This window comes from Marinobacter sp. EVN1, assembly GCF_000475375.1.
Lineage (GTDB): Bacteria > Pseudomonadota > Gammaproteobacteria > Pseudomonadales > Oleiphilaceae > Marinobacter > Marinobacter nauticus.
The window spans coordinates 174,932-198,866 of the sequence record NZ_AXCB01000005.1 but is presented as its reverse complement, the minus strand read 5'-3'; the positions used below and the strand labels follow the sequence as shown (position 1 = coordinate 198,866).

At 56.6% G+C, this 23,935-nt stretch carries 23 protein-coding genes; 16 read left to right on the top strand and 7 right to left on the bottom strand.

Annotated elements, in window-relative coordinates; translation table 11 throughout:
- Nucleotides 1-31 precede the first annotated feature (31 nt).
- Complete coding sequence (locus tag Q674_RS23020) at nt 32-1,360, bottom strand: ATP-binding protein (protein ID WP_023007860.1); 1,329 nt, start codon at nt 1,358-1,360, stop codon at nt 32-34.
- The gene (locus tag Q674_RS23015) at nt 1,347-2,012 is read right to left on the bottom strand and encodes a response regulator transcription factor (protein ID WP_011783704.1); all 666 of its coding nucleotides are present in this window, start codon (nt 2,010-2,012) and stop codon (nt 1,347-1,349) included. Before Q674_RS23015 ends, Q674_RS23020 begins: the two co-directional genes overlap by 14 nt.
- A gap of 199 nt (nt 2,013-2,211) precedes the next feature.
- Here Q674_RS23015 and Q674_RS23010 point away from each other — a divergent pair, with 199 nt between their 5' ends.
- From Q674_RS23010 to Q674_RS22980, 7 genes are all read left to right on the top strand, one after another.
- Nucleotides 2,212-2,745: a cupredoxin domain-containing protein gene (locus Q674_RS23010; RefSeq protein WP_011783705.1), complete on the top strand. Its 534-nt coding sequence runs from the start codon at nt 2,212-2,214 to the stop codon at nt 2,743-2,745.
- Nucleotides 2,746-2,831: 86 nt separating this feature from the next.
- Nucleotides 2,832-4,541 (top strand): copper resistance system multicopper oxidase, encoded by a 1,710-nt coding sequence (locus Q674_RS23005; protein WP_023007859.1) that lies wholly within the window; start codon nt 2,832-2,834, stop codon nt 4,539-4,541.
- Complete coding sequence (locus tag Q674_RS23000) at nt 4,538-5,287, top strand: copper resistance protein B (protein WP_023007858.1); 750 nt, start codon at nt 4,538-4,540, stop codon at nt 5,285-5,287. Before Q674_RS23005 ends, Q674_RS23000 begins: the two co-directional genes overlap by 4 nt.
- A 149-nt stretch (nt 5,288-5,436) precedes the next feature.
- Nucleotides 5,437-5,790 (top strand): hypothetical protein, encoded by a 354-nt coding sequence (locus Q674_RS22995; protein ID WP_031209638.1) that lies wholly within the window; start codon nt 5,437-5,439, stop codon nt 5,788-5,790.
- A gap of 11 nt (nt 5,791-5,801) precedes the next feature.
- On the top strand, nt 5,802-7,157 hold the full coding sequence (locus Q674_RS22990) for an APC family permease (RefSeq protein ID WP_023007856.1): 1,356 nt from the start codon (nt 5,802-5,804) through the stop codon (nt 7,155-7,157).
- 27 nt (nt 7,158-7,184) lie between these two features.
- Nucleotides 7,185-7,412, top strand: coding sequence for a hypothetical protein (locus tag Q674_RS22985; RefSeq protein ID WP_011783710.1), 228 nt, complete (start codon nt 7,185-7,187; stop codon nt 7,410-7,412).
- Nucleotides 7,405-9,765: a heavy metal translocating P-type ATPase gene (locus Q674_RS22980; protein ID WP_023007855.1), complete on the top strand. Its 2,361-nt coding sequence runs from the start codon at nt 7,405-7,407 to the stop codon at nt 9,763-9,765. Before Q674_RS22985 ends, Q674_RS22980 begins: the two co-directional genes overlap by 8 nt.
- 50 nt (nt 9,766-9,815) lie before the next feature.
- On the opposite strand, the gene Q674_RS22975 is transcribed toward Q674_RS22980, so the two are convergent.
- The gene (locus Q674_RS22975; RefSeq protein WP_023007854.1) at nt 9,816-10,148 is read right to left on the bottom strand and encodes a hypothetical protein; all 333 of its coding nucleotides are present in this window, start codon (nt 10,146-10,148) and stop codon (nt 9,816-9,818) included.
- A 147-nt stretch (nt 10,149-10,295) separates the two neighbouring features.
- A complete protein-coding gene (locus Q674_RS22970) occupies nt 10,296-10,580 on the bottom strand; it encodes a hypothetical protein (RefSeq protein ID WP_023007853.1) in 285 nt (94 codons plus the stop codon).
- A 209-nt stretch (nt 10,581-10,789) separates the two neighbouring features.
- On the opposite strand from Q674_RS22970, the gene Q674_RS22965 reads away from it, so the two are divergent.
- From Q674_RS22965 to Q674_RS22955, 3 genes are read left to right on the top strand one after another with little or no spacing between them, the layout of a single operon-like run.
- On the top strand, nt 10,790-12,109 hold the full coding sequence (locus Q674_RS22965; protein ID WP_023007852.1) for a TolC family protein: 1,320 nt from the start codon (nt 10,790-10,792) through the stop codon (nt 12,107-12,109).
- A 5-nt stretch (nt 12,110-12,114) separates the two neighbouring features.
- Nucleotides 12,115-13,467: an efflux RND transporter periplasmic adaptor subunit gene (locus Q674_RS22960; protein ID WP_023007851.1), complete on the top strand. Its 1,353-nt coding sequence runs from the start codon at nt 12,115-12,117 to the stop codon at nt 13,465-13,467.
- Nucleotides 13,467-16,589, top strand: coding sequence for an efflux RND transporter permease subunit (locus Q674_RS22955; RefSeq protein ID WP_023007850.1), 3,123 nt, complete (start codon nt 13,467-13,469; stop codon nt 16,587-16,589). Before Q674_RS22960 ends, Q674_RS22955 begins: the two co-directional genes overlap by 1 nt.
- 24 nt (nt 16,590-16,613) lie before the next feature.
- Here the strand turns inward: Q674_RS22955 and Q674_RS22950 are convergent, their stop codons facing one another.
- Nucleotides 16,614-17,522, bottom strand: coding sequence for a LysR family transcriptional regulator (locus Q674_RS22950; RefSeq protein ID WP_023007849.1), 909 nt, complete (start codon nt 17,520-17,522; stop codon nt 16,614-16,616).
- A 165-nt stretch (nt 17,523-17,687) separates the two neighbouring features.
- Between Q674_RS22950 and Q674_RS22945 the strand changes: the two genes are divergently transcribed.
- Nucleotides 17,688-18,131, top strand: a complete 444-nt coding sequence (locus Q674_RS22945; protein WP_023007848.1) for a DoxX family protein — start codon at nt 17,688-17,690, stop codon at nt 18,129-18,131.
- Between the two features lie 15 nt (nt 18,132-18,146).
- Nucleotides 18,147-18,947: a DODA-type extradiol aromatic ring-opening family dioxygenase gene (locus Q674_RS22940; RefSeq protein WP_023007847.1), complete on the top strand. Its 801-nt coding sequence runs from the start codon at nt 18,147-18,149 to the stop codon at nt 18,945-18,947.
- 1 nt (nt 18,948) lies between these two features.
- Here Q674_RS22940 and Q674_RS22935 read toward each other — a convergent pair whose 3' ends face one another.
- A complete protein-coding gene (locus tag Q674_RS22935) occupies nt 18,949-20,259 on the bottom strand; it encodes an NAD(P)/FAD-dependent oxidoreductase (RefSeq protein WP_023007846.1) in 1,311 nt (436 codons plus the stop codon).
- Nucleotides 20,260-20,507: 248 nt separating this feature from the next.
- Here Q674_RS22935 and Q674_RS22930 point away from each other — a divergent pair, with 248 nt between their 5' ends.
- The 3 genes from Q674_RS22930 (at nt 20,508) to Q674_RS22920 (ending at nt 22,647) form a co-directional block, all read left to right on the top strand.
- The gene (locus tag Q674_RS22930) at nt 20,508-21,134 is read left to right on the top strand and encodes a YbhB/YbcL family Raf kinase inhibitor-like protein (RefSeq protein ID WP_011783721.1); all 627 of its coding nucleotides are present in this window, start codon (nt 20,508-20,510) and stop codon (nt 21,132-21,134) included.
- Between the two features lie 133 nt (nt 21,135-21,267).
- Nucleotides 21,268-22,119: a UDP-2,3-diacylglucosamine diphosphatase gene (locus Q674_RS22925; protein WP_023007845.1), complete on the top strand. Its 852-nt coding sequence runs from the start codon at nt 21,268-21,270 to the stop codon at nt 22,117-22,119.
- 78 nt (nt 22,120-22,197) lie between these two features.
- On the top strand, nt 22,198-22,647 hold the full coding sequence (locus Q674_RS22920) for a DUF302 domain-containing protein (RefSeq protein WP_023007844.1): 450 nt from the start codon (nt 22,198-22,200) through the stop codon (nt 22,645-22,647).
- Between the two features lie 3 nt (nt 22,648-22,650).
- On the opposite strand, the gene Q674_RS22915 is transcribed toward Q674_RS22920, so the two are convergent.
- Nucleotides 22,651-23,256, bottom strand: coding sequence for a TetR/AcrR family transcriptional regulator (locus tag Q674_RS22915; RefSeq protein WP_031209637.1), 606 nt, complete (start codon nt 23,254-23,256; stop codon nt 22,651-22,653).
- A gap of 118 nt (nt 23,257-23,374) precedes the next feature.
- Between Q674_RS22915 and Q674_RS22910 the strand changes: the two genes are divergently transcribed.
- The gene (locus tag Q674_RS22910; RefSeq protein WP_023007843.1) at nt 23,375-23,929 is read left to right on the top strand and encodes a carboxymuconolactone decarboxylase family protein; all 555 of its coding nucleotides are present in this window, start codon (nt 23,375-23,377) and stop codon (nt 23,927-23,929) included.
- Nucleotides 23,930-23,935: the final 6 nt, after the last annotated feature.

Sequence of the window (23,935 nt, the reverse complement as noted above, 5' to 3'; positions counted from 1 at the left end):
AGACCAATACCCGCACACAGGCGAGAGTCCCTTAAAACTCGATGGTTACGCGCAAGCCGCTGCCGGGCCCCGTCGAAAAGCTTATGTTGCCCTCATAGCGAGCGACGATCTCCCGGACAATCGCGAGGCCCAGACCGTGGCCAGGGGTCTGCTCGTCAAGTCGCAGCCCTCGTTGACCCAGACTGGACAAGTCGTCGCCATTGACTCCAGGACCATCATCAGAAACAACGATCTGTCTGCTGTTGTTGTCTTGTTTCAGCGAGAGTTCTACGCACCGCGACGACCATTTGCCGGCATTATCGAGCAGGTTGCCTAGCACTTCATTCAAGTCATGCTCCTCTATCGGCCAGCGGGTGTCTTCCGGCAGTGAGCTTGATAGTTCGAAGGATTTTTCCGGATACAGCCGCCCCAGCATCCACAAAAGATCCCGCGCCTGTTTGACGGGATAAGCGCTTTTCCCGACCTGGGGCCCGGCAAAGCGACTGCGGCGCATTTCCGCTTCCAATTGTCTGTCGATGTCACTGAGACGGGCGGCCATTTGGATTCTTAGATCACTTGGCAATGGGCGATCCATATCCTCCAGTATCTGCCGGACGGCTGCGATGGGCGTTTTGACACTGTGTGACAGATTTGCGAGCGCATCCCGGGAACGCACCAGTCGCTTGTCGAGGGAGTCAAGCAACTGGTTTAGCTGCATCACGAGCGGTTGAAATTCTTCGGGTGATGGTGCATTGATCCGGGAAATCTCTCCATCCTGCAATCGTTTTAACGCCGCTTTCAGTGTCACCACCGGCCGCAGCGAGAGCGTGATGCCAAACCAGATGACGGCAACCAGAAGTGCGATCAACAGCACCGACACCACGGCTGTCCAGGCGTGCAGCTCAGCCTGACTGCGTTTCAGGGCCTCCAGATCCTCGGATACAACCACGACGATCGGTGACCCGTTCACCTGAAAAGAGTGACGGTATGCCAGGATATCGGACGGACTGTCCGGCGCCTGACGGCCTTCAAGACGAAGCGTGCCATTCTGCTTATGGTTGATCAGTGGTGCCAGCAAGGGTTCCCAGGCCTTTGGCGATATGATGGTTCGATCGGGCGTGCGTATGGCGAAGGCATGATGGAAGACGTCCTGGAAGTAATCACCGGTCTGCAGGGTTTCGACTTGACCTCTGACCTCGCGAATCTGGTGCTCCAGAAAGGCAGCTTCGTCTTTAAGGCGGCTTTCAAGGAATTCCCGGGACATTCGATCCAGCAGCAGGCCGTGGACAAACCAGGCTACGCCCATCAGAGCGATGCCGGCGGGCAGCAATAACACCAGCAGCATGCCTTTGACGGATGCTGGCCTTTTAACGTTGGGCATTGAACATGTATCCCTGGCCACGGCGTGTGGTGATCGTTTCGTTGCCGACCAGCTTTCTCAAGCGCCGAATATACGCCTCAATCACGTTTTCGCTGGGGCTCTCATCCAGGTTGTATAGCTGCTCCATGAGCTGTTCCTTGGAAAAGATGTGGCCCGGACGGCTCATCAGGCATCGTAGCAGGCGGAACTCAGTACCCGTCAGGGCGTGTTCTGCTCCTTCTTCTGTCCGCAGGCTCTGGCGATTTTCGTCCAGTTCGAAGCCACCGGCTTTAACCTGGGAGTGCACTCGCCCTTCGCTGCGGCGTATGAGTGCATTGATGCGGGCGATCAGTTCTTCTGTCTGGAACGGTTTGGCCAGATAGTCATCCGCCCCTGCTTTCAGTCCATTGACCTTGTCCTGCCAGTCGCCTCTGGCGGTGAGGACCAATACCGGGCACTCGACGAGCTTCGATCGCCATCGTTTCAAAACCTCCAGCCCGTTGCCATCCGGCAGGCCGAGATCGAGAACAGCGGCACGATAATCCTCCTGCTCCCCCAGAATCTGGGCCTCACGGGCACTGGACGTGTGGTCGATGCTAAACCCCGCTTTCTCCAGCTGTCTGACCAGCCCCTCGGCCAGCAAACGGTCGTCTTCAACGAGCAATAAACGCATGTATCCGTCCTTAACGGTGCTTGTTTCAGCCGCCAGTGTCGTCGATCAACCTGAATTGTGCCTGAACGCAAGAAAGTGCCCGTTTTTCAGAAAGAATTCAGGTTGGTGAGAGAAAGTGTCGACTGATTCTGGACATTGCTCAAGATTCGGTACGAATCAGCCGTGTTCTCAAAACCATTATTCCACAGGAGACAAACGGATGAATGCATCAAACCTGATTGTGGCCGGCCTGGCTTTTTCGATGTCGGTATCGGCGTTTGCGGCTGGCACCCATGGCGGTGGTCACGGCCATGGTGCTTCCATTGGCGAACCGGGAAAAGCCTCAGAAGCCAGCCGGACCATAACGGTTGAAATGCACGACAACTACTACGAACCCGAAGAAATCCGTGTGAAGCCGGGCGAAACCGTTCGGTTTGTGGTGCAGAACAAGGGCAATCTTGTGCACGAGTTCAACATCGGGACTCCGGGTATGCATGAGGCCCACCAGAAAGAAATGAGAATGATGGTCGAGCATGGCGTGATCCAGGGTAACAAGTTGAATCATGACATGATGAACATGGACATGGGCAACGGCCACTCGATGAAACATGACGATCCCAACAGCGTCCTGCTGGAGCCGGGCCAGAGCCGGGAAGTGGTCTGGACGTTTGCCAATCAGGGCAATATCGAATTCGCATGTAACGTACCAGGGCACTACCAGTCTGGCATGTACGGTGACGTGAATTTCGAATAAGCCGGTAGATGGCTTTAACCATGACGTTATGGGCTGACGCTACACCCTCCTGTCAGCCCCGATAAAGTGCGTTTGGAGTAAAACACATGAACATTCGCTTGGGTGCAGTAGTGCTGTGCCTGCTGATGCCCGCACTGGCGTTGGCTGGCGAGTACGACCTGACGGTTGATCGCGTAGAGATAGATGCCGGTGATTTTGTAAAGCAGGGCATCGGCTACAACGGCAAGTCTCCCGGGCCGGTACTGAGATTCAAGGAAGGTGAGACTGTCCGGATCAATGTGACGAATAACCTTGATGAAATGACCTCCATCCACTGGCACGGGCTTATCCTGCCCTATCAACAGGATGGCGTGCCAGGTATCAGTTTCCCGGGTATCAAACCGGGTGAGACCTTTACCTACGAGTTTCCCATTCAGCAGGCTGGGACCTACTGGTTTCACAGCCACTCCGGCTTTCAGGAGCCGGATGGCGCCTACGGTGCGATCGTGATCGAACCTGAAGGCCGGGAACCCTTCCGGTACGACCGGGAATACGTGGTCCAACTAACGGACAAGCACCCGCATTCCGGCGATCGAATCATGCGCAACCTGAAAATGATGCCGGACTACTACAACCGGAAACAGCAGACCGTTGGTGAGTTTTTCTCCGATAGCTCCGAACAGGGGTTCTGGAACACCGTCCGGGATCGCCTGGCCTGGGGTGATATGCGCATGATGAAAGCGGATGTAGAGGATCTCCAGGGGTTTACGGGCCTGATTAATGGCAAAGGCCCGGAGCAGAACTGGACGGGGTTGTTTGAGCCGGGTGAACGCATTCGGCTGCGGTTCATCAATTCCTCCGCCATGACCTATTTCGATGTCCGGATTCCGGGCCTGGATATGACGGTGGTGCAGGCGGATGGCAATAACGTGCAACCGGTGACGGTGGACGAATTCCGCATCGGCGTCGCGGAAACCTATGACGTGATCGTGCGCCCGAGAGATGAACAGGCCTACACCATCTTCGCCGAATCCATGGGGCGTTCCGGATACGCCCGGGCAACACTGGCTCCTGAAGCGGGAATGGAAGCGGCCGTGCCGCCACTGCGAGAACCTGCCCGCCTGACCATGGCGGATATGGGGAATATGCATGGCATGGATCATGGAAACATGGATATGGGCAGCTCGGACGATATGGCCGGCATGGACCACTCGTCGATGGCGGGGATGGATCACTCAGGCATGTCTGGCATGGATCATGGCTCCATGATGATGGATAACCAGGCTCAACAAGATCCGTTCTACGCCAGGGGCAGTGGCCTTGTGCCGACCGCGGCCAATGGCGGTAAGTTCCTCTCCTATGCCGATCTCAGGGCGCAGAATCCGTTATACGACGAGCGTGAACCGACCCGGGAAATCGAGCTTCGCCTGACCGGCAATATGGAACGTTACAGCTGGAGCATTAATGGCGTTAAGTATGAAGAGGCTGATCCGATTCGTCTCAAATACGGTGAGCGCGTCCGGTTCAAGTTCGTCAATGAAACCATGATGACGCACCCCATGCATCTGCACGGCATGTGGTCGATTCTTGACGTTGGCGCCGGTCAGTGGAACCCGATCAAACACACCATTAACGTGAACCCGGGTACCACGGTGTATATGGAAACGGAGGTCGATGAACCGGGCCAGTGGGCATTCCACTGCCATCTGTCCTATCACGCAGCTGCCGGTATGTTCCGAAAAGTCATCGTCGAGGGGGGCCCAGATTCGCAGCAGGCGAAAACAGAGGTGATGGCTGAAGATGGAGGTGAGGCATGAGTCTGGTGCGATTCTCTGGTGCCGTCAGTTTGTTGGTCTTCCTTGTATTGCCGGCGATGGCTGCGGCACAGGCAATGATTGCGGATACCTCTGGCCGCAAGCAACCGCTGACAACCTGGGGTATTCAGTTTGAAGAACTTGAATACCGATACGGTGATGACGATGAGGAGCTGGGCGTCTGGAACGCCGATGCCTTCTACGGTACAGATGATTTCAGAGTGCGGCTGCTCTCGGCGGGCGAATACGAGATTGAGGAGCAGGCCTATGAAACGCTGGAACATCAGCTGGTAGGTCAGATCCCCGTTTCCAGGTTCTTTGATGCCAAAGCGGGTGTTCGTTTCGATACGCCGGAGGGCCCGGACCGCACCTACGCTGTTTTCGGTGTGACTGGACTGGCGCCGCAGTGGTTCGAGATCGATGCCAGCCTGTATGTAAGCAAAGAGGGGGATACCTCGGCCGCGCTGGATGCAGAGTACGAACTGCTGTTCACCAACCACTGGATTCTGACAGCAACACTGGATGCAACCGTGGCATTCAGCGAGGACGAGGAAATCGGTATCGGCAAAGGACTGGTTTCTACGGAAACAGGCCTGCGGCTGAGCTATGACCTTATTGACCGCGCCGTCTCACCCTATTTCGGTGTGGTGCATGAGCGAAAATACGGTGATACCGCTGATCTGGCTGAGACCGCTGCTGGAAGCACGGAAGACTGGTTTGCCGTGATCGGCGCCCGGATCGCTTTCTGATGTTGATGGGCCATGGGACAACTCATGGCCTTTTTAGTGCGGTATTTGATGCAACTTAAATCTTGCTAAAGCCCGCTGTTTTTTCAGTAAGAGTTCAGTTTTACGTGTTCTGCTGGGAGGTGAAACGACCTGAAGGGGAGATGTCACTGATGACCAAAGCACACAAAGCAACCAATCAGGAGCAATTTTTGTTGCGCCGGAAAGTGGCTATCGAGGGGCTTGAAGAAACCCGGTGGGAGGATCTCATTCACGATCTTAACCACCACCCTTGTGTTGATTTCGCGGAACGTAAGAAAAATGGCCTGTTACAGGTGGCCTACGACGGAAGCCACTGGACCGTCGATGAACTACTGGAACTGATCCAGGACTACGGTGGCCGATTGAAATCCGGATGGTGGGCCCGGCGCAAGCTGGCCTGGTACCGGTTTACCGACGATAACGTGCGGGCAAATGCCAAGCATGAGCCGTTCTGCTGTTCCAAGATTCCACCCATGAAAAAATAACAGGAGGTTCAATGAGCAGGGAGGAAGACCGGACCACTCGCTATCAGGAAGGCAGTCTCACTCTACCTGGGACGGTCATGCTGGGTACCGGCGTCATGATTGGTGCCGGTATTTTTGCACTGACCGGGCAGATGGCGCAGATGACCGGCGTGCTTTTCCCGCTGGCCTTTCTTGCTGCGGCATTGATTGTGAGCTTCAGCGCCTATTCCTACATCAAGATTTCCAATGCCTACCCCTCCGCCGGCGGTATTGGCATGTACTTGCACAAGGCCTACGGCAATCGGCTGCCGACAGCCTTCAACGCCCTCCTGATGTATTTCTCGATGGTGATTGCCCAGAGCTTCCTGGCTCGCACCTTTGGCTCCTACACCATGCAATTGTTTGGTGGCGATGACAGTGGCCGCATGGTGTCCATTCTTGGCGTTGGCCTCATTCTGGTGGCTTTTCTGATCAACCTGATGGGCAATCGGATGATTCAGGGTGTCGCGTCCTTTATCGGCGTACTGAAAATCGGTGGCATCCTGATCTTCGGTCTGGTCGGGGTCTGGATTGCCGACACAATCTCGGTGGATTTTTCAGAGCCCGGTGAAGCCGGAACCCCGGGTAACTTTCTCGGCGCAACTGCATTGGGGATCCTGGCATTCAAGGGGTTCACTACAATTACCAACAGCGGCTCGGAAGTGACCGATCCGAAGAGGAATGTGGGGCGTGCCATCGTTATTTCCATTGCTGCCTGCGTGATGATCTATACGCTGGTCGGGTTTGCCGTAGCCAGTAATCTGTCTCTTGCCGAGATTATCGAAACACAGGATTACTCGCTCGCTGCAGCCGCACGCCCGGCCCTGGGCGAGTACGGTGTCTGGTTTACCGTCGCCATTGCCATGATGGCCACGGCGGGCGGGATTCTGGCCAGCGTCTTTGCGGTGTCCCGCATGTTGGCCATGCTGACAGAAATGAAACTGGTCCCTCACCGGCATTTCGGTATGCCCGGCAGCATCCAGAAACACACCTTGGTATATACCGTGGTTCTGGGTCTGGTTCTCACTGCATTCTTTGATCTGTCACGAATAGCTGCGTTGGGTATCGTGTTTTACCTGATCATGGACATTGCCATTCACTGGGGCGTGTTGCGCTATCTGCGGCAGGACATCAAGGCCAACCGCTGGGTGCCGGCCACCGCTATTTTGTTGGATCTTTTGGCTCTGGGCGGTTTTGTCTGGGTGAAGCTGAGTACGGACCCGTTCGTCATTGGCGTGGCAGTGGTCACAATGCTTGTGATTGCAGTGTCCGAACAGGTCTTCCTGAAAAAATCACCGGAATCTGCGCAAGCGAAACAGGAACAGACTCACGCGCATCACCACCATTAACCAGAATCAGGAAGAGAGGCCATTACCATGATGGAAGACAACATGTTTGGGAACACGATGTGGGCGGGCCACTGGCTCTGGATGCTGGTGATCGCCATTGTGGTCGTCATTCCGGCCTGGCGTATTTGTCAGCGCACGGGGTATCCGGGCTGGATGGGTGTGCTGATACTGATCCCTATCGTCAATCTGGTTCTGCTGTATTTCATTGCATTTGCAGACTGGCCCGCCGATAAAGGAGGAGATCGGAATGGCTGAGCATCATCACGCCCATCACCACGATCATCACACTGCTAAAGAAGCTGGCGAGCATACCGCCAAGGACCCGGTCTGCGGTATGGCAGTGGATCCGCATACTGCAGAGCATCGTAGCCGGCTCGGGGGCAACACCTGGTATTTCTGCTCGTCACGTTGCCAGACCAGGTTTGAGGAGAATCCGGAGCAGTATCTCGGTGACGAAAAGAAGCAGCAAGATCCGGTAGCGCCGGGCACCATGTACACCTGCCCCATGCATCCGGAGATTCGCCAGCAAGGGCCGGGGGACTGTCCCATCTGTGGAATGGCCCTGGAGCCCGAGCAGGTGAGCCTGGATGACGGGCCTTCGGAAGAACTCAGGGACATGACTCGCCGCTTCTGGATTGGCCTGGTACTGACGTTACCGGTCTTTCTCCTGGAAATGGGCGGGCACCTGACCGGGCTTGATCATATTGTTGCACCTCAGATGTCCAACTGGATTCAGTTGGTACTGGCGACGCCAGTGGTGCTCTGGTGCGGTTGGCCCTTCTTCGTCCGGGGCTGGAAATCCGTGGTTAGCCGTAACCTGAACATGTTTACTCTTATCGCCATTGGCACCGGCGTGGCACTGATCTACAGCCTGGTGGCGACATTGGCGCCACAGATATTCCCGGGTGCCTTTCGGCAGGAAGACGGCTCGGTGGCGGTGTATTTCGAGGCGGCGGCCGTCATTGTTGTGCTGGTATTGCTGGGCCAGGTTTTGGAATTGCGGGCCCGGGAGAAAACCTCCGGCGCCATCAAGGCTTTGTTGGATCTGGCGCCTGCCACAGCCAGGAAGTTGGATGACGATGGCAGCGAATCCGATGTGTCGCTGGATCAGGTCAAGGTGGGTGACCGTCTGCGGGTGCGCCCAGGTGACAAGGTGCCGTTGGATGGCGAAGTGCTCGAAGGCAGTTCCAACGTGGATGAGTCCATGGTGACCGGTGAGCCGTTGGCCGTCAGCAAGAAATCCGGCGACCAGGTGATCGGCGGCAGTATTAACCAGCAGGGCAGTTTCATCATGCGCGCCGACAAGGTTGGCCGCGATACCATGCTCTCGCAGATCGTTCAGATGGTGGCCAGCGCGCAACGCAGCCGGGCGCCGATTCAGGGTCTCGCAGACAAGGTTGCTGCTTATTTCGTGCCGGCCGTCATCGTGATTGCGATCATCGCCTTTATCGCTTGGTCTGTTTTTGGCCCCACGCCGCCCATGGCCTTCGGCCTGATTGCTGCCGTTAGCGTTTTGATCATTGCCTGCCCCTGCGCACTGGGCCTGGCAACACCCATGTCAATTATGGTTGGCGTTGGGCGTGGTGCCCAGAGTGGGGTCCTGATACGGGATGCCGAAGCGCTGGAGCGCATGGAAAAGGTGGACACCGTGGTGGTGGATAAAACCGGCACGCTGACAGAGGGCAAGCCGCAAGTCACCCGACTTGTCGCGGCAAACGGATTCAGTGACAACGATCTGATGCGCTATGCCGGCGGTCTGGAAAAGGGCAGCGAGCATCCATTGGCCCACGCCATTCTCGATAAAGCCAAGAGCCTGGATCTGGAGCTGCCGGATGCAGAGGACTTTGATTCGCCTAACGGAAAAGGGGTCACCGGTGGAATCGATGGCAAGCGGGTGCTGCTCGGCAATCGCCTCCTGATGGAGTCCGAGAATGTCGACACCGCAAAATATGACGGCGAAGCCGACCAGCTCCGGAAAGACGGCGCTACTGTGATTTTTGCGGCCGTCGACGGCAACGTCGCAGGCTTGCTCGCGATAGCCGATCCGGTCAAGGAAACCACCGAAGCCGCCATTTCCGCCCTGCAGAAGGACGGCATACGGGTAGTCATGCTGACCGGCGATAACCGCACGTCAGCAGCGGCTGTTGCCCGCAAGCTGCACATCGACGAAGTGGAAGCGGAAGTGCTGCCGGAAGACAAGGGCAAGATTGTTCAACGCCTGAAGGACGAAGGCCGTGTTGTCGTGATGGCAGGCGACGGCGTGAACGACGCGCCTGCACTGGCGACGGCGGATGTGGGTGTCGCCATGGGCACTGGCACCGATGTTGCCATTGAAAGTGCTGGCATTACCCTGCTTCGCGGCGACTTGATGGGTATTGTGGAAGCTCGCCGTTTGTCGCTGGCGACCATGCGCAACATCCGGCAGAACCTGTTCTTCGCCTTCGTCTACAACTCTGCAGGCGTGCCCATTGCAGCAGGTGTTCTGTATCCATTTTTCGGCATATTGCTTTCGCCGATTTTTGCAGCGGCGGCCATGTCCCTGTCCTCGGTCAGCGTGATCGTGAATGCGCTGCGGCTACGGGTGACCAAGCTCGGGCCTCAACAGTAAATAGGTGATCGGCCTCAGAGATAGGGCTCTGAGGCCGTTGATAATACCGCTTACTGATCCCGACTGTGGTGATCCGAGTGGCGCGCGTTGGCCCGTTCCCTGATCATCTGTATGTGAGCCTCATGCATCATACTCAACTCGCGCTTGGACATAGACGACATCATCGTCATCATCTTTTTCATATCCGGACTGATCATGCCTTTCATGTTTTCTCCCATCATACCCGGATTATTGCCACCAGGTGATGTGGCATGGGTAACGCTGCTTCCAGTTATTTCAGGATAACTGCGAGCTTCATTTATCCTGTCTGCCAAGCCAGTATTAGCCGTCGCTATAGTAGAAAAAAACAGAGTTATTGAAGCTGCAAAGATTGATTTATTCATAACAAGATCCTGTAATTTAAAATTATCTGATGATTCAGTTACGTTTCAGTTTTCTATGATTTACTTGCTCGTGAGCTCGGTGTTGGCTGGCTCAAGAAATCGAGCCAGCAAGAGTTTGCGTCTCCACTAGTAAGTTTTTCCGCAGGGTCACCCTGCGGTGTTTTTTCGCTTTTTTTCCAGCGCCTCGTGGTAGGCACGCCCTTCTTTGCTCATCATTTCTTTGCGAGCTTCAAAACCCGACTCTGACATGGAGTAGCGTGTCATTTCTCTGTGCAGACGTTGCATGTCTTGATTCTTAAGTATGTCTTCAAGCGATGAACTATTTATGATTTTACCATGCACGCTCTTCATGTCTTTTTCGTTTGACATGTTGCCTGCAAAGACAGATGTGGAAATAGTGAATGCTGCGATTAAAGCGATCATGTGTTTCATAAATACACCTCCCGGTTAGTTGGTGAGTTTATGAAAGCATTGATTCCTGAATTTATCCTGAAATAATAATGCTATTTAAATAAACATTTTTTAATTGATTTGCCCGGTATTGATTAAAGTCAAGTTCTGAGTTTTTTTCAGTTATTCAGTTTGGTTTCAGATAAATAAAATAAGATCGCGGGAGGAAAACAATTAATGGAGATGTCCCGTTGTCCTTTCTTCCCCACCTCGTAAAGCCCGTTGTTCTAGGTGCTTTGATTCTTACCGGTCTGCCCGGTTTCGCCGAGCCCAGGCTTGAGTTATCTGACGTCATTGATGTTGCTACTGAGGAGGATCCCTGGCTTCGCCAGAGTGTCCAGATTCAGGATGCCCTTCTGGAGGAGTCGATTGCCGATGGCGCCCTGCCGGATCCGAGAATGACCCTCGGCGCCGCGAATCTGCCCACAGATACTTTTGATACGGGCCAGGAGGCCATGACTCAGGCTACCGTCGGTCTTACCCAGCGAGTTCCACGTGGCAACAGCCGTCAGCTGGCAAGCGCGAAGAAGGCGGAAATGGCCGCAGTTCAGCCGTTCCGGCGCGCGAATCGTCGGGCACAGGTTGAACAGACGGTAACGCAGCTCTGGCTGGAGGTCTGGCGCTCCGAGCAGAGTATCCGGTTGATTGAAAGCAACAGAGGCTTGTTTGAGCAATTGGAAGATGTTGCTGAGGCGGGCTACACCTCTGCCTCCATGGGGGCCAGGCAGCAGGATGTTATCCGGGCTTCGCTGGAGCTGACGAGGCTTGAGGACCGTCTGACAGCACTGCAGGTGCAACAGGCATCGAATCGGGAAGCGTTGGCCGAGTGGATTGGCCTGGATCAGGCACAGCTGGCCGTCACCGACCATGTCCCCCGCGAACTGCTGGGAGAACTCCCTTCTGCCTGGGCTGAAACCGCGACTGATTCACTGATCCGACATCCCGCGGTGCGCGCCACCGATCAGTTGATTGAAGCCCAGAATGTGGACGTTGATCTGGCCCGCCAGTCCTACAAACCGGAATGGTCGATATCGGCACAATACGGATATCGTGACCGGGCTCCGAACGGCGAGGACCGGGCCGACCTGTTTTCGGTGGGAATTGGCTTTGATCTGCCCCTTTTCACCGGCAACCGTCAGGACCGAAAACTCAACGCGTCTGTGGCTCGACTGGAGGCGGCGAAAACCGAGCGTATCCTGCAGCTCCGTGGGCTTCGCGCCAAAGCCAGGGCTGCCGTTGTCAGAATTCAGCGCCTGGATGAGCGCATAGCGCTGTATGAAAAGACCCTTCTGCCACAAATGGAAGCGCAGGCAAGTGCGGCACTGACGGCCTACAACAACGACGACGGCGACTTCGCCGAGGCAGTGCGCGCGCGAATTGCCGAGCTCAATGCCCAGGTTGAACTGATTCAGATGAAAGCCGAGCGGGCCGGGAATATGGCGAACTTCCGCTACCTGACGGCTGAATCTTCCGAGATCCCTACCTTTTCAATGACCCGTTATCAGGACTGATCATCATGGCTAACTTTGTTCGCCCTCTGGGCTTTGTGTTGCTCGGCGGTCTCGCCGGTGCGGTAGCCACCTATTGGTTTGCATCGGACACCCACGCGCTTTCTTCTGCAGAACAGGCCAGCTCCGATTCAAAAAAACCGCTGTACTGGGTCGCTCCCATGGACCCCAATTTCAAAAGTGACAAACCGGGAAAATCACCCATGGGTATGGATCTGATTCCGGTGTATGACGACGGCGGATCGGCAGACGATACGGCGGGCACGGTCCGTATCTCACCGACGGTTGTCAATAATCTGGGGGTTCGCACGGAGCCGGTGATTCAGGGGCGGCTGCCCAATAACATCACCACTGTGGGCTATGTGGCCTACGATGAAGACCAGATGGTTCACGTTCATCCCCGGGTTGATGGCTGGATTGAAACGCTGTTTGTCAAAGCCGAGGGAGAGCCTGTTGAACAGGGCAAGCCGCTGTACACCTTATATTCGCCCACCCTGGTGAATGCCCAGGAGGAGCTGCTGTTGGCGATGAACCGTGGCAACCAGAAACTGGTGGAGGCTGCTACAGAGCGGCTGGCGGCGCTGAATGTGCCGGCCAGTCTGATCAGCCGGTTACGCCAGAGCCGGGACATTCAGAGGACGATGACGGTTTACGCGCCCCGCTCGGGTGTGATTGAGAACCTGAATGTGCGCGAGGGTATGTTCATCAAACCGGGAGACCGGGTTCTGTCGATCGCTGCGCTCGATGAAGTCTGGCTGATCGGTGAAGTGTTTGAAAGCCAGCTTTCGGCTGTGGAGGCAGGCAACCGGGTGCAGATGACCCTGGATTACATGCCCGGCCGTGAGTGGCGTGGCAGTGTGGATTACGTCTATCCGGAAGTGAATCCCAAAACCCGGACGGCCCGGGTCCGGATGCGGTTTGATAACGAGGATGGTGCCCTGATGCCGGGCATGTTTGCCCGGCTGGAGGTCCAGGGCGAGCGGGGAAAACGGCAGTTTCTGGTGCCCCGGGAGTCGGTTATCCGCACCGGCCAGAGTGATCGCCTCGTTCTGGCCCTGGAGGAGGGAGCTTTCAAGTCGGTAAACGTCAGCGTTGGGCGCGTGGGGGAAAAGTATGCGGAAATACTCGATGGCCTGATGCCTGGTGATACTGTCGTTACATCGGCCCAGTTCCTGATCGATTCAGAATCCAGCAAAAGCTCTGATTTCCGGCGTATGTCTGCACCTCAGACCCGGGATGACGGCGGCATGAATCACGAAGGCATGGATCACGGTGCTATGAATCATGGCGCGATGAATCAGGATGCCGTGGAGCACGACACCATGGATCACAGCACCATGAACCATGGCGGAGGCGAGTGATGATTGCAGCCATTATTCGCTGGTCGGTTGGTAACCGCTTCTTGGTGTTGCTGGCCACGTTGCTGATCACGGGGCTCGGCCTGTATTCCCTGAAACAAACGCCGGTGGATGCCTTACCGGATCTGTCGGATGTCCAGGTTATTATCAAAACCGGCTTTCCGGGGCAGGCCCCGCAGGTGGTGGAAGATCAGGTGACCTACCCGATGACCACTGCCATGCTCTCGGTACCAGGTGCGAAAACGGTCAGGGGATACTCGTTCTTCGGGGATTCCTACGTCTACGTGATCTTCGATGAAGACACCGACATGTACTGGGCGCGCTCGCGGGTGCTGGAGTATCTCTCCCAGGTGGCGCCCAGCCTGCCGGACTCGGCTCGTCCCCAGCTTGGGCCCGATGCCACTGGCGTGGGCTGGGTGTATCTCTATGCCCTGGTGGATCGCACCGGAAATCACGACCTGAGCGAACTACGCAGTCTGCAGGACTGGTTCCTCAAATACGAGCTGCAAACGGTGCCCGGTGTGTCTGAGGTGGCCGCCCTGGGCGGCATGGTGAAACAGTATCAGGTCAAGGTCAGCCCGGAAAAACTCCGCGCCCTGGGGATCCCGCTGGCCCATATCCAGAACGCCATAAAACGGGGTAATCAGGAAGTGGGTGCGTCCGTGATCGAGATGGCTGAAGCGGAATACATGGTGCGCACCTCAGGTTACATCCAGTCCCGTGATGATCTGCTCTCGATCCCTCTGGGGCTGGACGACAATGGCACGCCCCTTTTGCTTAAAGACGTGGCGACTGTTGAGGTTGGCCCCCAGATGCGCCGCGGCGTTGCTGAGCTGAACGGTGAGGGCGAGACCGTTGGCGGAGTGGTGGTCATGCGCTTCGGTGAGAACGCCCAGGCGACCATCAATGGCGTCAAGGACAAACTAAAGGACCTCAAATCCAGCCTGCCCGAGGGGGTTGAGGTGGTAACGGTCTATGATCGCTCCGGTCTGATCGAACGGGCCGTCAATAACCTGGGTTTCAAGCTGCTGGAAGAGTTCCTGGTGGTGGGTCTGGTGTGCATTGTCTTCCTGTTCCACGTGCGGTCTTCGCTGGTCGCGATTCTCAGCCTGCCGGTGGGCATCCTGGCGGCCTTTATTGTCATGCACTGGCAGGGCATCAACGCCAACATCATGTCACTGGGCGGTATTGCCATTGCGATCGGGGCGATGATCGATGGTGCCATTGTTATGATCGAGAACATGCACAAACACATGGAGCGGACGCCGTTAACGCCGGAAAACCGGTGGGAAGTGGTAACCCGATCCGCTTCCGAGGTCGGGCCTGCCCTGTTTTTCTCCCTGCTGATCATTACCGTCAGTTTTGTGCCCGTTTTCGCACTGGAAGCACAGGAAGGCCGGATGTTTGCGCCCCTGGCCTTTACCAAGACCTATGCCATGGCAGCCAGCGCGGCTCTGGCGGTGACCCTGGTGCCGGTGCTCATGGGGTATTTCATCCGGGGCAAAGTGCTGCCGGAGCACAAGAATCCGGTGAACCGTTTGCTGGTCAGTGCCTATATGCCGGTTCTGAAGCTGGTACTTCGCTTCCCGAAAACAACTGTGCTGGCGGCAGTTCTGGCTTTGGTTGTTGGTGTCTGGCCTGCCACCCGAATCGGCAGTGAATTCATTCCGCCGCTGGATGAAGGCGATCTGATGTACATGCCCACCACCTATCCGGGCATCTCGATCGGTAAGGCGCGGGAGCTGCTGCAGCAGACCGACAAGCTGATCGCCACGGTACCCGAGGTTGAAACTGTCTTCGGTAAAGTGGGCCGGGCCGATACCGCAACCGATCCGGCGCCGTTGACGATGATCGAGACCTTTATCCAGCTCCAGCCAAGGGATGAATGGCGGGAAGGCATGACCACGGAAAAACTTAAGCAGGAACTTAACAACCTGATTCGGTTCCCCGGCCTGACCAATGCCTGGGTGATGCCGATCATCACCCGCATCGACATGCTGGCAACGGGAATCAAGACGCCGGTCGGCATCAAGGTGGCGGGGCCGGACCTGGCTACCATTCAGGGTATTGGCAAACGCCTTGAGGAAATCATGGTGGACATACCTGGCACAGCGTCGGTTTACTCCGAGCGGGTCGCCGGGGGCCGCTACATCAAGGTCGATATCGATCGCGAGCGCGCCGCGCGCTACGGACTGAACATTGCAGATGTTCAGCAGGTGGTGGCATCGGCAATTGGCGGTATCAATGTTTCCCGGACTATCGAAGGGCTTGAGCGCTACCCCGTGAATCTTCGTTACCCCGAGGATTACCGGGATTCCCCGGAAAAGCTGGAGCAATTACCGATTGTGACCGCCTCTGGCCAGCGGATTGCGCTGGCGGATGTGGCTGATATCCGTGTGGAGGACGGTCCGCCGGCAATCAAGAGTGAGAACGCCCGGCTGAACGGCTGGACCTTTGTCGATATTGAGGGGGTTGATGTCGGTAGCTACGTCGAACAGGCCATGGCCACCGTGAACGAATCGCTTGACCTGCCCGCGGGCTATTCGGTGACCTGGTCCGGGCAGTACGAGTACATGCTGCGAGCCAAGGAAAAGCTCACCTATGTGGTGCCCCTAACACTGGCGATCATTGTGATATTGCTGTTCCTGAACTTCCGGCGTTTCGCGGAGGTCGGGATCATCATGGGTACGCTGCCCTTTGCCATGATCGGTGCCATCTGGCTGATGTATCTGCTGGGTTACAACTTCTCTGTGGCTGTAGGGGTCGGGTTCATTGCACTGGCGGGTGTAGCCGTGGAAATCGGCGTGATCATGCTGGTGTACCTGAACCAGTCCTATGCCGCCATGCTGGAAACCTGCGAGGAGAAGGGCCTGACTCCGAGGCGCGAAACCCTTCGCCATTCGGTGCTCCACGGTGCCGGTTTGCGAGTAAGGCCGATCATGATGACCGCGGCAGCCATTATCGGGGGGCTGGTGCCCATCATGGTGGGTACCGGCACCGGCTCGGAAGTAATGGGGCGCATTGCGGCACCGATGGTTGGCGGAATGATATCTGCCGTTATTCTGGCGTTGCTGGTGATTCCTGTGCTCTTTTATCTATGGAAGCAGAGAGCTTTGAAGGATTGATGTTGACCGTATGCCTGAGCACGACTAATCAAACCTGTCCCAGTAGGGCGGATCACCAAAATAACCGTCGATAAAGTCGATGAAGCTGCGGACCTTGCTTGCCAGTAACTGGCGGTGAGCGTAGACGGCGTATAGCCCCAGCGGCTCCGGTTCATGTTCCGGCAGGACGATCGTTAACTTGCCTTCCTGAATGGCGGGGCCCGCGATAAAGGTCGGTTGCAGGGCAATCCCGGCCCCGGCAATGGCTGCCTCGACAAGCACGTCGCCGTTGTTGCTGACCATTCCCTGCAGGTTGTCACTGCGGTTGTCCTGGAGCCACTTCTGCGGGGGATGGTTGGAATCCGGGTCCATGTAGCTGTAGCGCAGGTACTGATGGTCCCGGAGGTCTTCCGGTTTGCCGGGGGTGCCGTATCGTGCCAGATAAGCTGGAGAGGCACACAGCACCAGCCGCACCGGCGCCACCCGCTTGGCGATCAGGGAAGAGCTTTGCAGGCGGCCGATGCGCAGCGCGATGTCGAAGCCTTCCTCCACTATGTCGACTTTCCGGTCATTGAGTTGCAGATCAATGCCCACGGCGGGGTGCATTCGCTGAAACTCGGTCAGCAGGGCCGGCATGTGGCGAATGGCGAAAGAAACCGGGGCACTGATGCGCAGCAGGCCCTGGGCCTCGGTTTGCAGGTCGCCGAGCTGATTTTCCAGATCATCAATATCGCTGAGCACCTGCTGGGCCCGCGGGTAATATTGCCTGCCTGCTTCGGTCAGGTGGAGCCTGCGCGTGGTGCGGTTCAGCAACCGAACGCCCAGGTGCGTCTCCAGTTGAGACACGTATTTGCTGACCAGTTGCGGCGAGGTGTCCAGGCGGTCAGCGGCTCGGGTGAAGCTGCCTTCGTTAACCACCATCACGAAGGTGCGCATGGCTTCAATACGGTCCATGGCGGTGTCCTGATCGGAGTTATGCGGATTATTATCAATAAAATGATGATAATATAGCAACAAGAGTCATCTTAGTCTTTGAGATTGGTGATAGTAAAGTGAGCCCCTAGCCTGAAGCCGGGGCTTCGGGATAAACCAATCAGAGAAAGACTTGAGGTGACGATTATGAACGCTCAATTCACTAAGGCATTACTCCAATCCAATGGTGGCTTTGCCGCACTGGCACTGAGGGTTCCGGTGGGTCTGATCCTGGCAGCGCATGGTGCCCAGAAACTGTTCGGCTGGTTTGGCGGATATGGGCTGGAAGGTACCGGACAATGGCTGGCTAGTATTGGCCTGGAGCCTGGCTACCTGATGGCCTTGCTGGCAGGTGGTGCCGAATTCTTTGGCGGTCTGGCACTGGTGCTCGGGCTACTGACACGTCCGGCGGCGGTGGTTGCGGCTTTCACCATGTTGGTGGCCATTTTCGCGGTGCATATCGGTAATGGCTTGTTTATGGCCAATAATGGTTACGAGTATGCACTCACGCTGTTTGCCGCCACCGTCGCTCTGGCGATTCAGGGCGCAGGCCGGTTCGCTGTCGATAACCTGTTGCAGAAAGAAAGCTGAACCGGGGAGAACGCCATGAGCAAAGCGACCGATGTACTGTTTGTTTCCCACGGTGGCGGCCCCATGCCGCTGCTGGGAGATCCCGGGCACCAGGACATGGTGGTCCGGTTAACAGAGCTAGCGGCTGACCTGCGCAAACCCTCTGCGATACTGGTGATCAGCGCCCACTGGGAGGAGGCGATCCCGACCATCACCTCCGGTACTACGCCGTCGCTGATTTACGATTATTACGGTTTTCCTTCGGAAGCCTACAAGATCGAATACCCCTGCCCGGGTGAGCCAGTGCTGGCGCAGCAGGTCGCCCAGGCGTTGGATCAGGCTGGTATCCAGGCCCGCCTGGATGACCAGCGGGGCCTGGATCACGGCGCGTTCGTGCCGCTTAAACTGATGTATCCGGAGGCAAAGATTCCCTGCATTCAGCTCTCACTGGTCAACACTCTGGACGCCAGTACGCACCTTGCGATTGGCCGGGCATTGCAGGCACTGGATTACGATAACCTGCTGGTGCTTGGCTCCGGCTTCTCGTTCCACAACATGCGGGCCTTCTTTGCTGCACCGACACCGGAAATCCAGGCCCGTAACCTGGCCTTTGAGGACTGGCTGGAACAGACCTGCGGCGACAGCTCCCTGTCGGAGCCGGAGCGGGCGAAGCGCCTGGCAGATTGGGAGCAAGCGCCCCATGCCCGGTTCTGTCACCCCCGGGAAGAGCACCTCCTGCCCTTGCACGTGTGCTATGGCCTCGCCAACAAAGCCAGCGACCGGCACATTGCCGCAACCATCCTCGGGAAACAGTCGGGGATGTTTTACTGGGGCTGAATCAGTGCAGCTTCAACCGTGGCTGCATGGCCCGACTGATCTTGTCCATCAGCCAGATCACGCCGGTTCGCAGGAAACCGTGCAAGGCCACCTGGTGCATTCGGTACAGCGACACGTAGAACAGCCTGGCCACTTTCCCTTCGATATACATACTGCGTCCGGACAGGTTACCCATCAGGTTGCCGACGGTGGTGTATTTGCTGAAGTTGATCAGTGAGCCATGGTCGTTGTACACGAAGGGAACGGCTTCTTTGCCTTCCAGCCGGTTGCAGAGGGTTTTGAACAGGGCATCGGCCTGCTGGTGTGCGGCCTGGGCACGTGGTGGCACCGGCCGGTCGGATTCCGGCTGCGGGCAGGCGGCGCAGTCACCAAACGCGAAGATATCCGTATCTTTGGTGGTTTTCAGGGTCTGTTCCACCAGCAGCTGATTGCCGCGATTGGTCTCCAGGCCGTCCAGTTCCGCCAGGAACGGCGGTGCTTTGATGCCAGCGGCCCAGATGGTCATTTCCGAGGGCAGTTCAGTGCCGTCCTTCATGATCAGACTGTTCTCGCGCACCTCGCTTACAGGTTGTCCGGTCAATACCTTGACCTTCTGGCGTTCCAGTTCCCGGGTGGCTGCGGCGGAAAGGCGCCCGGGCAGCGCAGGCAATATGCGGTCGGCCGCCTCGATCACGCTGATGGAAACATCGGAAGATTTGAGGTGGTTCATGCCGTAGATGGGCAATTCGCGGGATGCGAGTCTCAGTTCGGCAGCCAGTTCCACGCCCGTGGCTCCGGCACCAATGATGCTGATGTTCAGGGCATGGGGCTGGCCCTGAAGGGCTTCGTGGTTTTTGCGCAGGAAGGCATTGAGCATCAGGTTATGAAAGCGGCGAGCCTGCTTCAGACTGTCCAGGAACAGGCAGTGGTCCTGTGCGCCGGGGGTGCCGAAGTCGTTCGCGGTGCTGCCAACGGCAATCACCAGGGTGTCGTAATGAAGGCGCCGTTCCGGCACTACTTCCTGGCCTTCTTCATCCCGGAACGGGGCAATTACGATCGCTTTATTGGTCCGGTCCAGACCGCTCATGCGGCCGAGCTGAAACTCGTAATGGTGCTTGCGGGCGTGGGCGCGGTAATTGATTTCGTTGGCGCTGGCGTCCAGCGAGCCGGAGGCCACTTCATGCAGCAGGGGTTTCCAAACATGGGTAAGACCGGCGTCGACCAGGGAAATACGGGCTTTGCCTTTTTTGCCAAGCTTGTTGCCCAGACTGGTGACCAGTTCCAGACCGCCGGCTCCGCCGCCGACCACGACTATGTGATGAAGGTTTTCCATAACGTTTCAGACCTTTAAGTGATGAAAGCCAAACGCTCTCGGATGAAAGCGCTTGGCTGTCGTCACTGGCCTGAATGTCTATGATTAGGGAGCTAATACAGGGGCGTATACTACCGCCGATGTTGGAGCGAGACAATTGAGCCCAAGTACCTATTGGCTCCATCGTTAGTATTGTCGGGCTGGACACAGAGCCGTTGGCGCTGCTACAAACTTCTCATCCACTTGAAGAACAGACAGGAGAAAGCGACGTGAAACTGCAGGTTCGAGGTGTTGAGGAAGGCCAGCCGGTACCGGAAAAGTTTGCCTTCGGTGTGTTCAGTGAGCAGGACCACATGAGTTTTGGTCCCAACCGGAATCCAGAGCTGGTCTGGGACGGTGCACCGGAGGGCACCAAAAGCTTTGTGGTGATGATGTTTGACCCGGATGTGCCCAGCGTCGCCGACGACGTCAATCAGGAAGGCAAGACCGTACCGGCGGACCTGCCACGTGTCGATTTCTTCCATTGGCTGCTGGTGGATATTCCCGCTGGCACAAAGCGGATCCCGGAAGGTGAAGACAGCGATGGTGTCAGTCCCAAGGGCAAGGATTATGGACCTGGTCCGATTGGTGTCCGTGGTGTGAACAATTACACCCAGTTTCTGGCCGGCAATCCGGACATGGCCGGTACCTATGCCGGTTATGACGGCCCCTGCCCGCCCTGGAATGATGAAATCATCCATCACTACCACTTTGAAGTGCATGCTCTGGATGTAGACACCCTGGGCCTCGAGGGTGAATTTGACGGCAACGACGTGCGTCAGGCCATGGCCGGACATGTGCTGGCCAGTGCCCGGGTAACCGGCACCTACACGCTTAATCCCGCCCTTCGCCCGTAGTTGCAGCCAGCGGAGCCGGCCACATCGGCTCCGCTTTCATCAAATTGTCTTGGTGCTGTCACCCCGGTGTCACCGGGTGTTGCCAAGGTGATGTCAGGATCCTGAAAGCAGGCCTGTTCTCACCGGAGGCACCATGCGACAGTATCGAAGCGTATTCATATCCGACGTCCATCTGGGTACCGCCGATTGCCAGGCGGACTATCTGCTGGATTTCCTGAATAACATTCAGTGCCAGACCCTTTACCTGGTGGGCGACATCGTCGACCTGATTGCCATGCAGCGACGGGCTCATTTTCCCGACAGCCACCGGCAGGTTATCCACAAGCTGCTGGAGCTGGCCGCAACGGGAACCCGGGTGGTGTACATCCCGGGCAATCACGATGAATTTTTCCGGCGTTTCTGTGGCCAGACGTTTTCCGGCATCGAATTGCAGTACAAGGCCGTGCATACCACCGCCGACGACCGTCAGTTTCTGGTCTGCCATGGCGACCAGTTTGACCAGGTGGTGCGCTGCAGTCCTTTGATGCTGCTGGTCGGAGACCGCGCCCATGGGTTGTTGCTGCGTCTGAACCGCTGGTTCAACGCCTTGCGGCGATTACAGGGCAAGCCCTACTGGTCGCTGGCGGCCTGGATTAAAAGCCGGATTGGCAAGGCGAGAACTTTTATCCGCCGTTTCGAGTTGGCGGCGCTGAACGCGGCGGAAAAAGGCCACTATCACGGTTTTATCTGCGGCCATATCCACTCGGCGGGCTTCCTGCGCAGCGAAGAGGGGCTCTATTGTAATGATGGCGACTGGGTGGAACACTGCACCGCGCTGGTGGAGCGGGAAAACGGTCGGCTGGAACTGCTGCACTGGTCCGAATCGCCAGTGACCCTGAGTCAGGAACCGGAGACGCCGAACCCGGAGCTGGCCGGCGACGCCCGGCCCGTGATTGATGCGTTACCGGCGGCGTTTCTGGAGCAAATCAACGGTCCCGCCCAGTAGCCTGTCGGCCACAGTTGGAGAACACGAGCCCGGTGAACTAACCTGCTGGTAGTATCTTAGCCAGAGCAGGAGCACGATATGTTCTTCCGAATAATTGCTTTTCTTTGCCTGATTGCCACCAGTGTATTGGCCAAGGCTGCCGATGGTTTGATCTGGCTGGAAAGTCCCCATTCCCCAAAGCAGACCATGGACAAGCTTGAAGCCATTGTTAAGGAGAAGGGTCTGAAGGTGTTTGCACGCATTGATCACGCGCAAGGGGCAGAGGGTGTTGGCGAGTCCCTTAGGCCAACTGAACTCCTGATTTTCGGTAATCCCAAAGGCGGTACTCCCCTGATGCAGTGCGCCCAGACCGCCGGGATCGATCTGCCGCTGAAGGCATTGGTCTGGGAAGATGAAGATGGCAAGGTGTGGCTGGGTTACAACGATCCGCAATACTTGGCGGAGAGACACGGTGTGCCCGATTGTGTGGTAGTGAATAACCTGCTGGATGCCCTGGCGGGCATGATCGAGCAGGTTATTGAGCGCTAGTGTCTAATTTCTGACCCGATACGCGTCCAGAATGGCAGCCATATCTTGGCCCAAGTGTTCCAATTCTATGGCTGACAGGTCTCGCTCGGCCATGGAACGCAGCCCCATGATCTGCCCTTGAATCAGTCGCGCCAGTCGGCGGCAGTTGGTTGCAGGTGCCAGCTCGCCCTGCTTCCTCGCGGTTTTCAGTAGCTCCGTGAATGCATCTTCAATGGCAGCCAGCACGGTTTTTGCCTCCTGATGGAGCGCGGTGTTGGTGTTGCTGGATTCAAGCAATGTTTTCACAATCAGACAGGCCCTCGCGGGCGCGCAGCCTGGATCAGAGCAGTTTCTGGCAATCTTGACCAGAAAAGCCTGCAGGCCATCCAGCACGTTGTCGTAGCCTGCCATATGCCCGGCCAAGTCTTCGCCACTCTGCTCTGCATACCGTGCCAGAACTTCTGAGAACAGCCCGTCCTTGCTGCCGAACGTGGCGTAGATGCTGCCAGGACGCATATCGAGCGCTTGCTCAATCTGCTTCATGGAGCTGCCATGATAGCCCTTATGCCAAAACAGCCCGACAGCTTGAGTGAGCGCGGTTTCCCGATCATAGCTTGGAGGTCTGGGCATTGTTTTCACCACTGGATCGATCGTTGAATAGTTTCTGAATTATAACTTGAGCAATTGCTCAGAAATAGTTACGGTTCTATTTTTGAGCGATCATTCATTTATAGTTGGAGACGTGGAAATGACCGATTTCACCATACACACCCCTGATACTGCTCCGGAGTCCGCAAAACCTCTGCTGGAAGTTTCCCGCAAAAGCTTTGGCCGTATTCCAGGCCTGCATGCGGTTATGGCGGAAGCACCAGGTGCGCTTGAGGCATACCAGAAGCTGCACGAGTTGGTGTTGGCCAGCAGTTTTGATAATGAGGAAAAAACCGTGGTGTGGCAGACCATCAATGTGGAGAATGCCTGTCACTACTGCGTACCCGCCCATACGGGTATTGCTAAGGCGATGAAGGTTTCCGATGAAATTATTGACGCCTTGCGGGATGAAACACCGTTGCCAAACCACAGGCTGGAGGCGCTGCGGACCTTTACCCTGGCCGTCATGCGCGAGCGTGGGTACGTGACCGAGGATGACCTGAGTGCGTTCTTCGCTGCAGGTTACGAACAGCGCCATGTCCTTGAAGTCATCATGGTTCTGTCTCAAAAAGTCATCAGCAACTATGTCAATCACATCGCGGAAACCCCGGTTGATGAGCCCTTCAGAAAGTATGCCTGGAGCAAAAAAGCCTGACCGGCG

What these genes read in the sequence shown, in the direction of transcription:
- Q674_RS22935 (WP_023007846.1), bottom strand. Translation starts at nt 20,259, where the DNA reads ATGGAAAACCTTCATCACATAGTCGTGGTCGGCGGCGGAGCCGGCGGT.
- Q674_RS22940 (WP_023007847.1), top strand. Translation starts at nt 18,147, where the DNA reads ATGAGCAAAGCGACCGATGTACTGTTTGTTTCCCACGGTGGCGGCCCC.
- Q674_RS23015 (WP_011783704.1), bottom strand. Translation starts at nt 2,012, where the DNA reads ATGCGTTTATTGCTCGTTGAAGACGACCGTTTGCTGGCCGAGGGGCTG.
- Q674_RS23020 (WP_023007860.1), bottom strand. Translation starts at nt 1,360, where the DNA reads ATGCCCAACGTTAAAAGGCCAGCATCCGTCAAAGGCATGCTGCTGGTG.
- Q674_RS23010 (WP_011783705.1), top strand. Translation starts at nt 2,212, where the DNA reads ATGAATGCATCAAACCTGATTGTGGCCGGCCTGGCTTTTTCGATGTCG.
- Q674_RS23005 (WP_023007859.1), top strand. Translation starts at nt 2,832, where the DNA reads ATGAACATTCGCTTGGGTGCAGTAGTGCTGTGCCTGCTGATGCCCGCA.
- Q674_RS22910 (WP_023007843.1), top strand. Translation starts at nt 23,375, where the DNA reads ATGACCGATTTCACCATACACACCCCTGATACTGCTCCGGAGTCCGCA.
- Q674_RS22945 (WP_023007848.1), top strand. Translation starts at nt 17,688, where the DNA reads ATGAACGCTCAATTCACTAAGGCATTACTCCAATCCAATGGTGGCTTT.
- Q674_RS22920 (WP_023007844.1), top strand. Translation starts at nt 22,198, where the DNA reads ATGTTCTTCCGAATAATTGCTTTTCTTTGCCTGATTGCCACCAGTGTA.
- Q674_RS22960 (WP_023007851.1), top strand. Translation starts at nt 12,115, where the DNA reads ATGGCTAACTTTGTTCGCCCTCTGGGCTTTGTGTTGCTCGGCGGTCTC.
- Q674_RS22990 (WP_023007856.1), top strand. Translation starts at nt 5,802, where the DNA reads ATGAGCAGGGAGGAAGACCGGACCACTCGCTATCAGGAAGGCAGTCTC.
- Q674_RS22955 (WP_023007850.1), top strand. Translation starts at nt 13,467, where the DNA reads ATGATTGCAGCCATTATTCGCTGGTCGGTTGGTAACCGCTTCTTGGTG.
- Q674_RS22915 (WP_031209637.1), bottom strand. Translation starts at nt 23,256, where the DNA reads ATGCCCAGACCTCCAAGCTATGATCGGGAAACCGCGCTCACTCAAGCT.
- Q674_RS22980 (WP_023007855.1), top strand. Translation starts at nt 7,405, where the DNA reads ATGGCTGAGCATCATCACGCCCATCACCACGATCATCACACTGCTAAA.
- Q674_RS22975 (WP_023007854.1), bottom strand. Translation starts at nt 10,148, where the DNA reads ATGAATAAATCAATCTTTGCAGCTTCAATAACTCTGTTTTTTTCTACT.
- Q674_RS22995 (WP_031209638.1), top strand. Translation starts at nt 5,437, where the DNA reads ATGACCAAAGCACACAAAGCAACCAATCAGGAGCAATTTTTGTTGCGC.
- Q674_RS22970 (WP_023007853.1), bottom strand. Translation starts at nt 10,580, where the DNA reads ATGAAACACATGATCGCTTTAATCGCAGCATTCACTATTTCCACATCT.
- Q674_RS22950 (WP_023007849.1), bottom strand. Translation starts at nt 17,522, where the DNA reads ATGGACCGTATTGAAGCCATGCGCACCTTCGTGATGGTGGTTAACGAA.
- Q674_RS22925 (WP_023007845.1), top strand. Translation starts at nt 21,268, where the DNA reads ATGCGACAGTATCGAAGCGTATTCATATCCGACGTCCATCTGGGTACC.
- Q674_RS22985 (WP_011783710.1), top strand. Translation starts at nt 7,185, where the DNA reads ATGATGGAAGACAACATGTTTGGGAACACGATGTGGGCGGGCCACTGG.
- Q674_RS23000 (WP_023007858.1), top strand. Translation starts at nt 4,538, where the DNA reads ATGAGTCTGGTGCGATTCTCTGGTGCCGTCAGTTTGTTGGTCTTCCTT.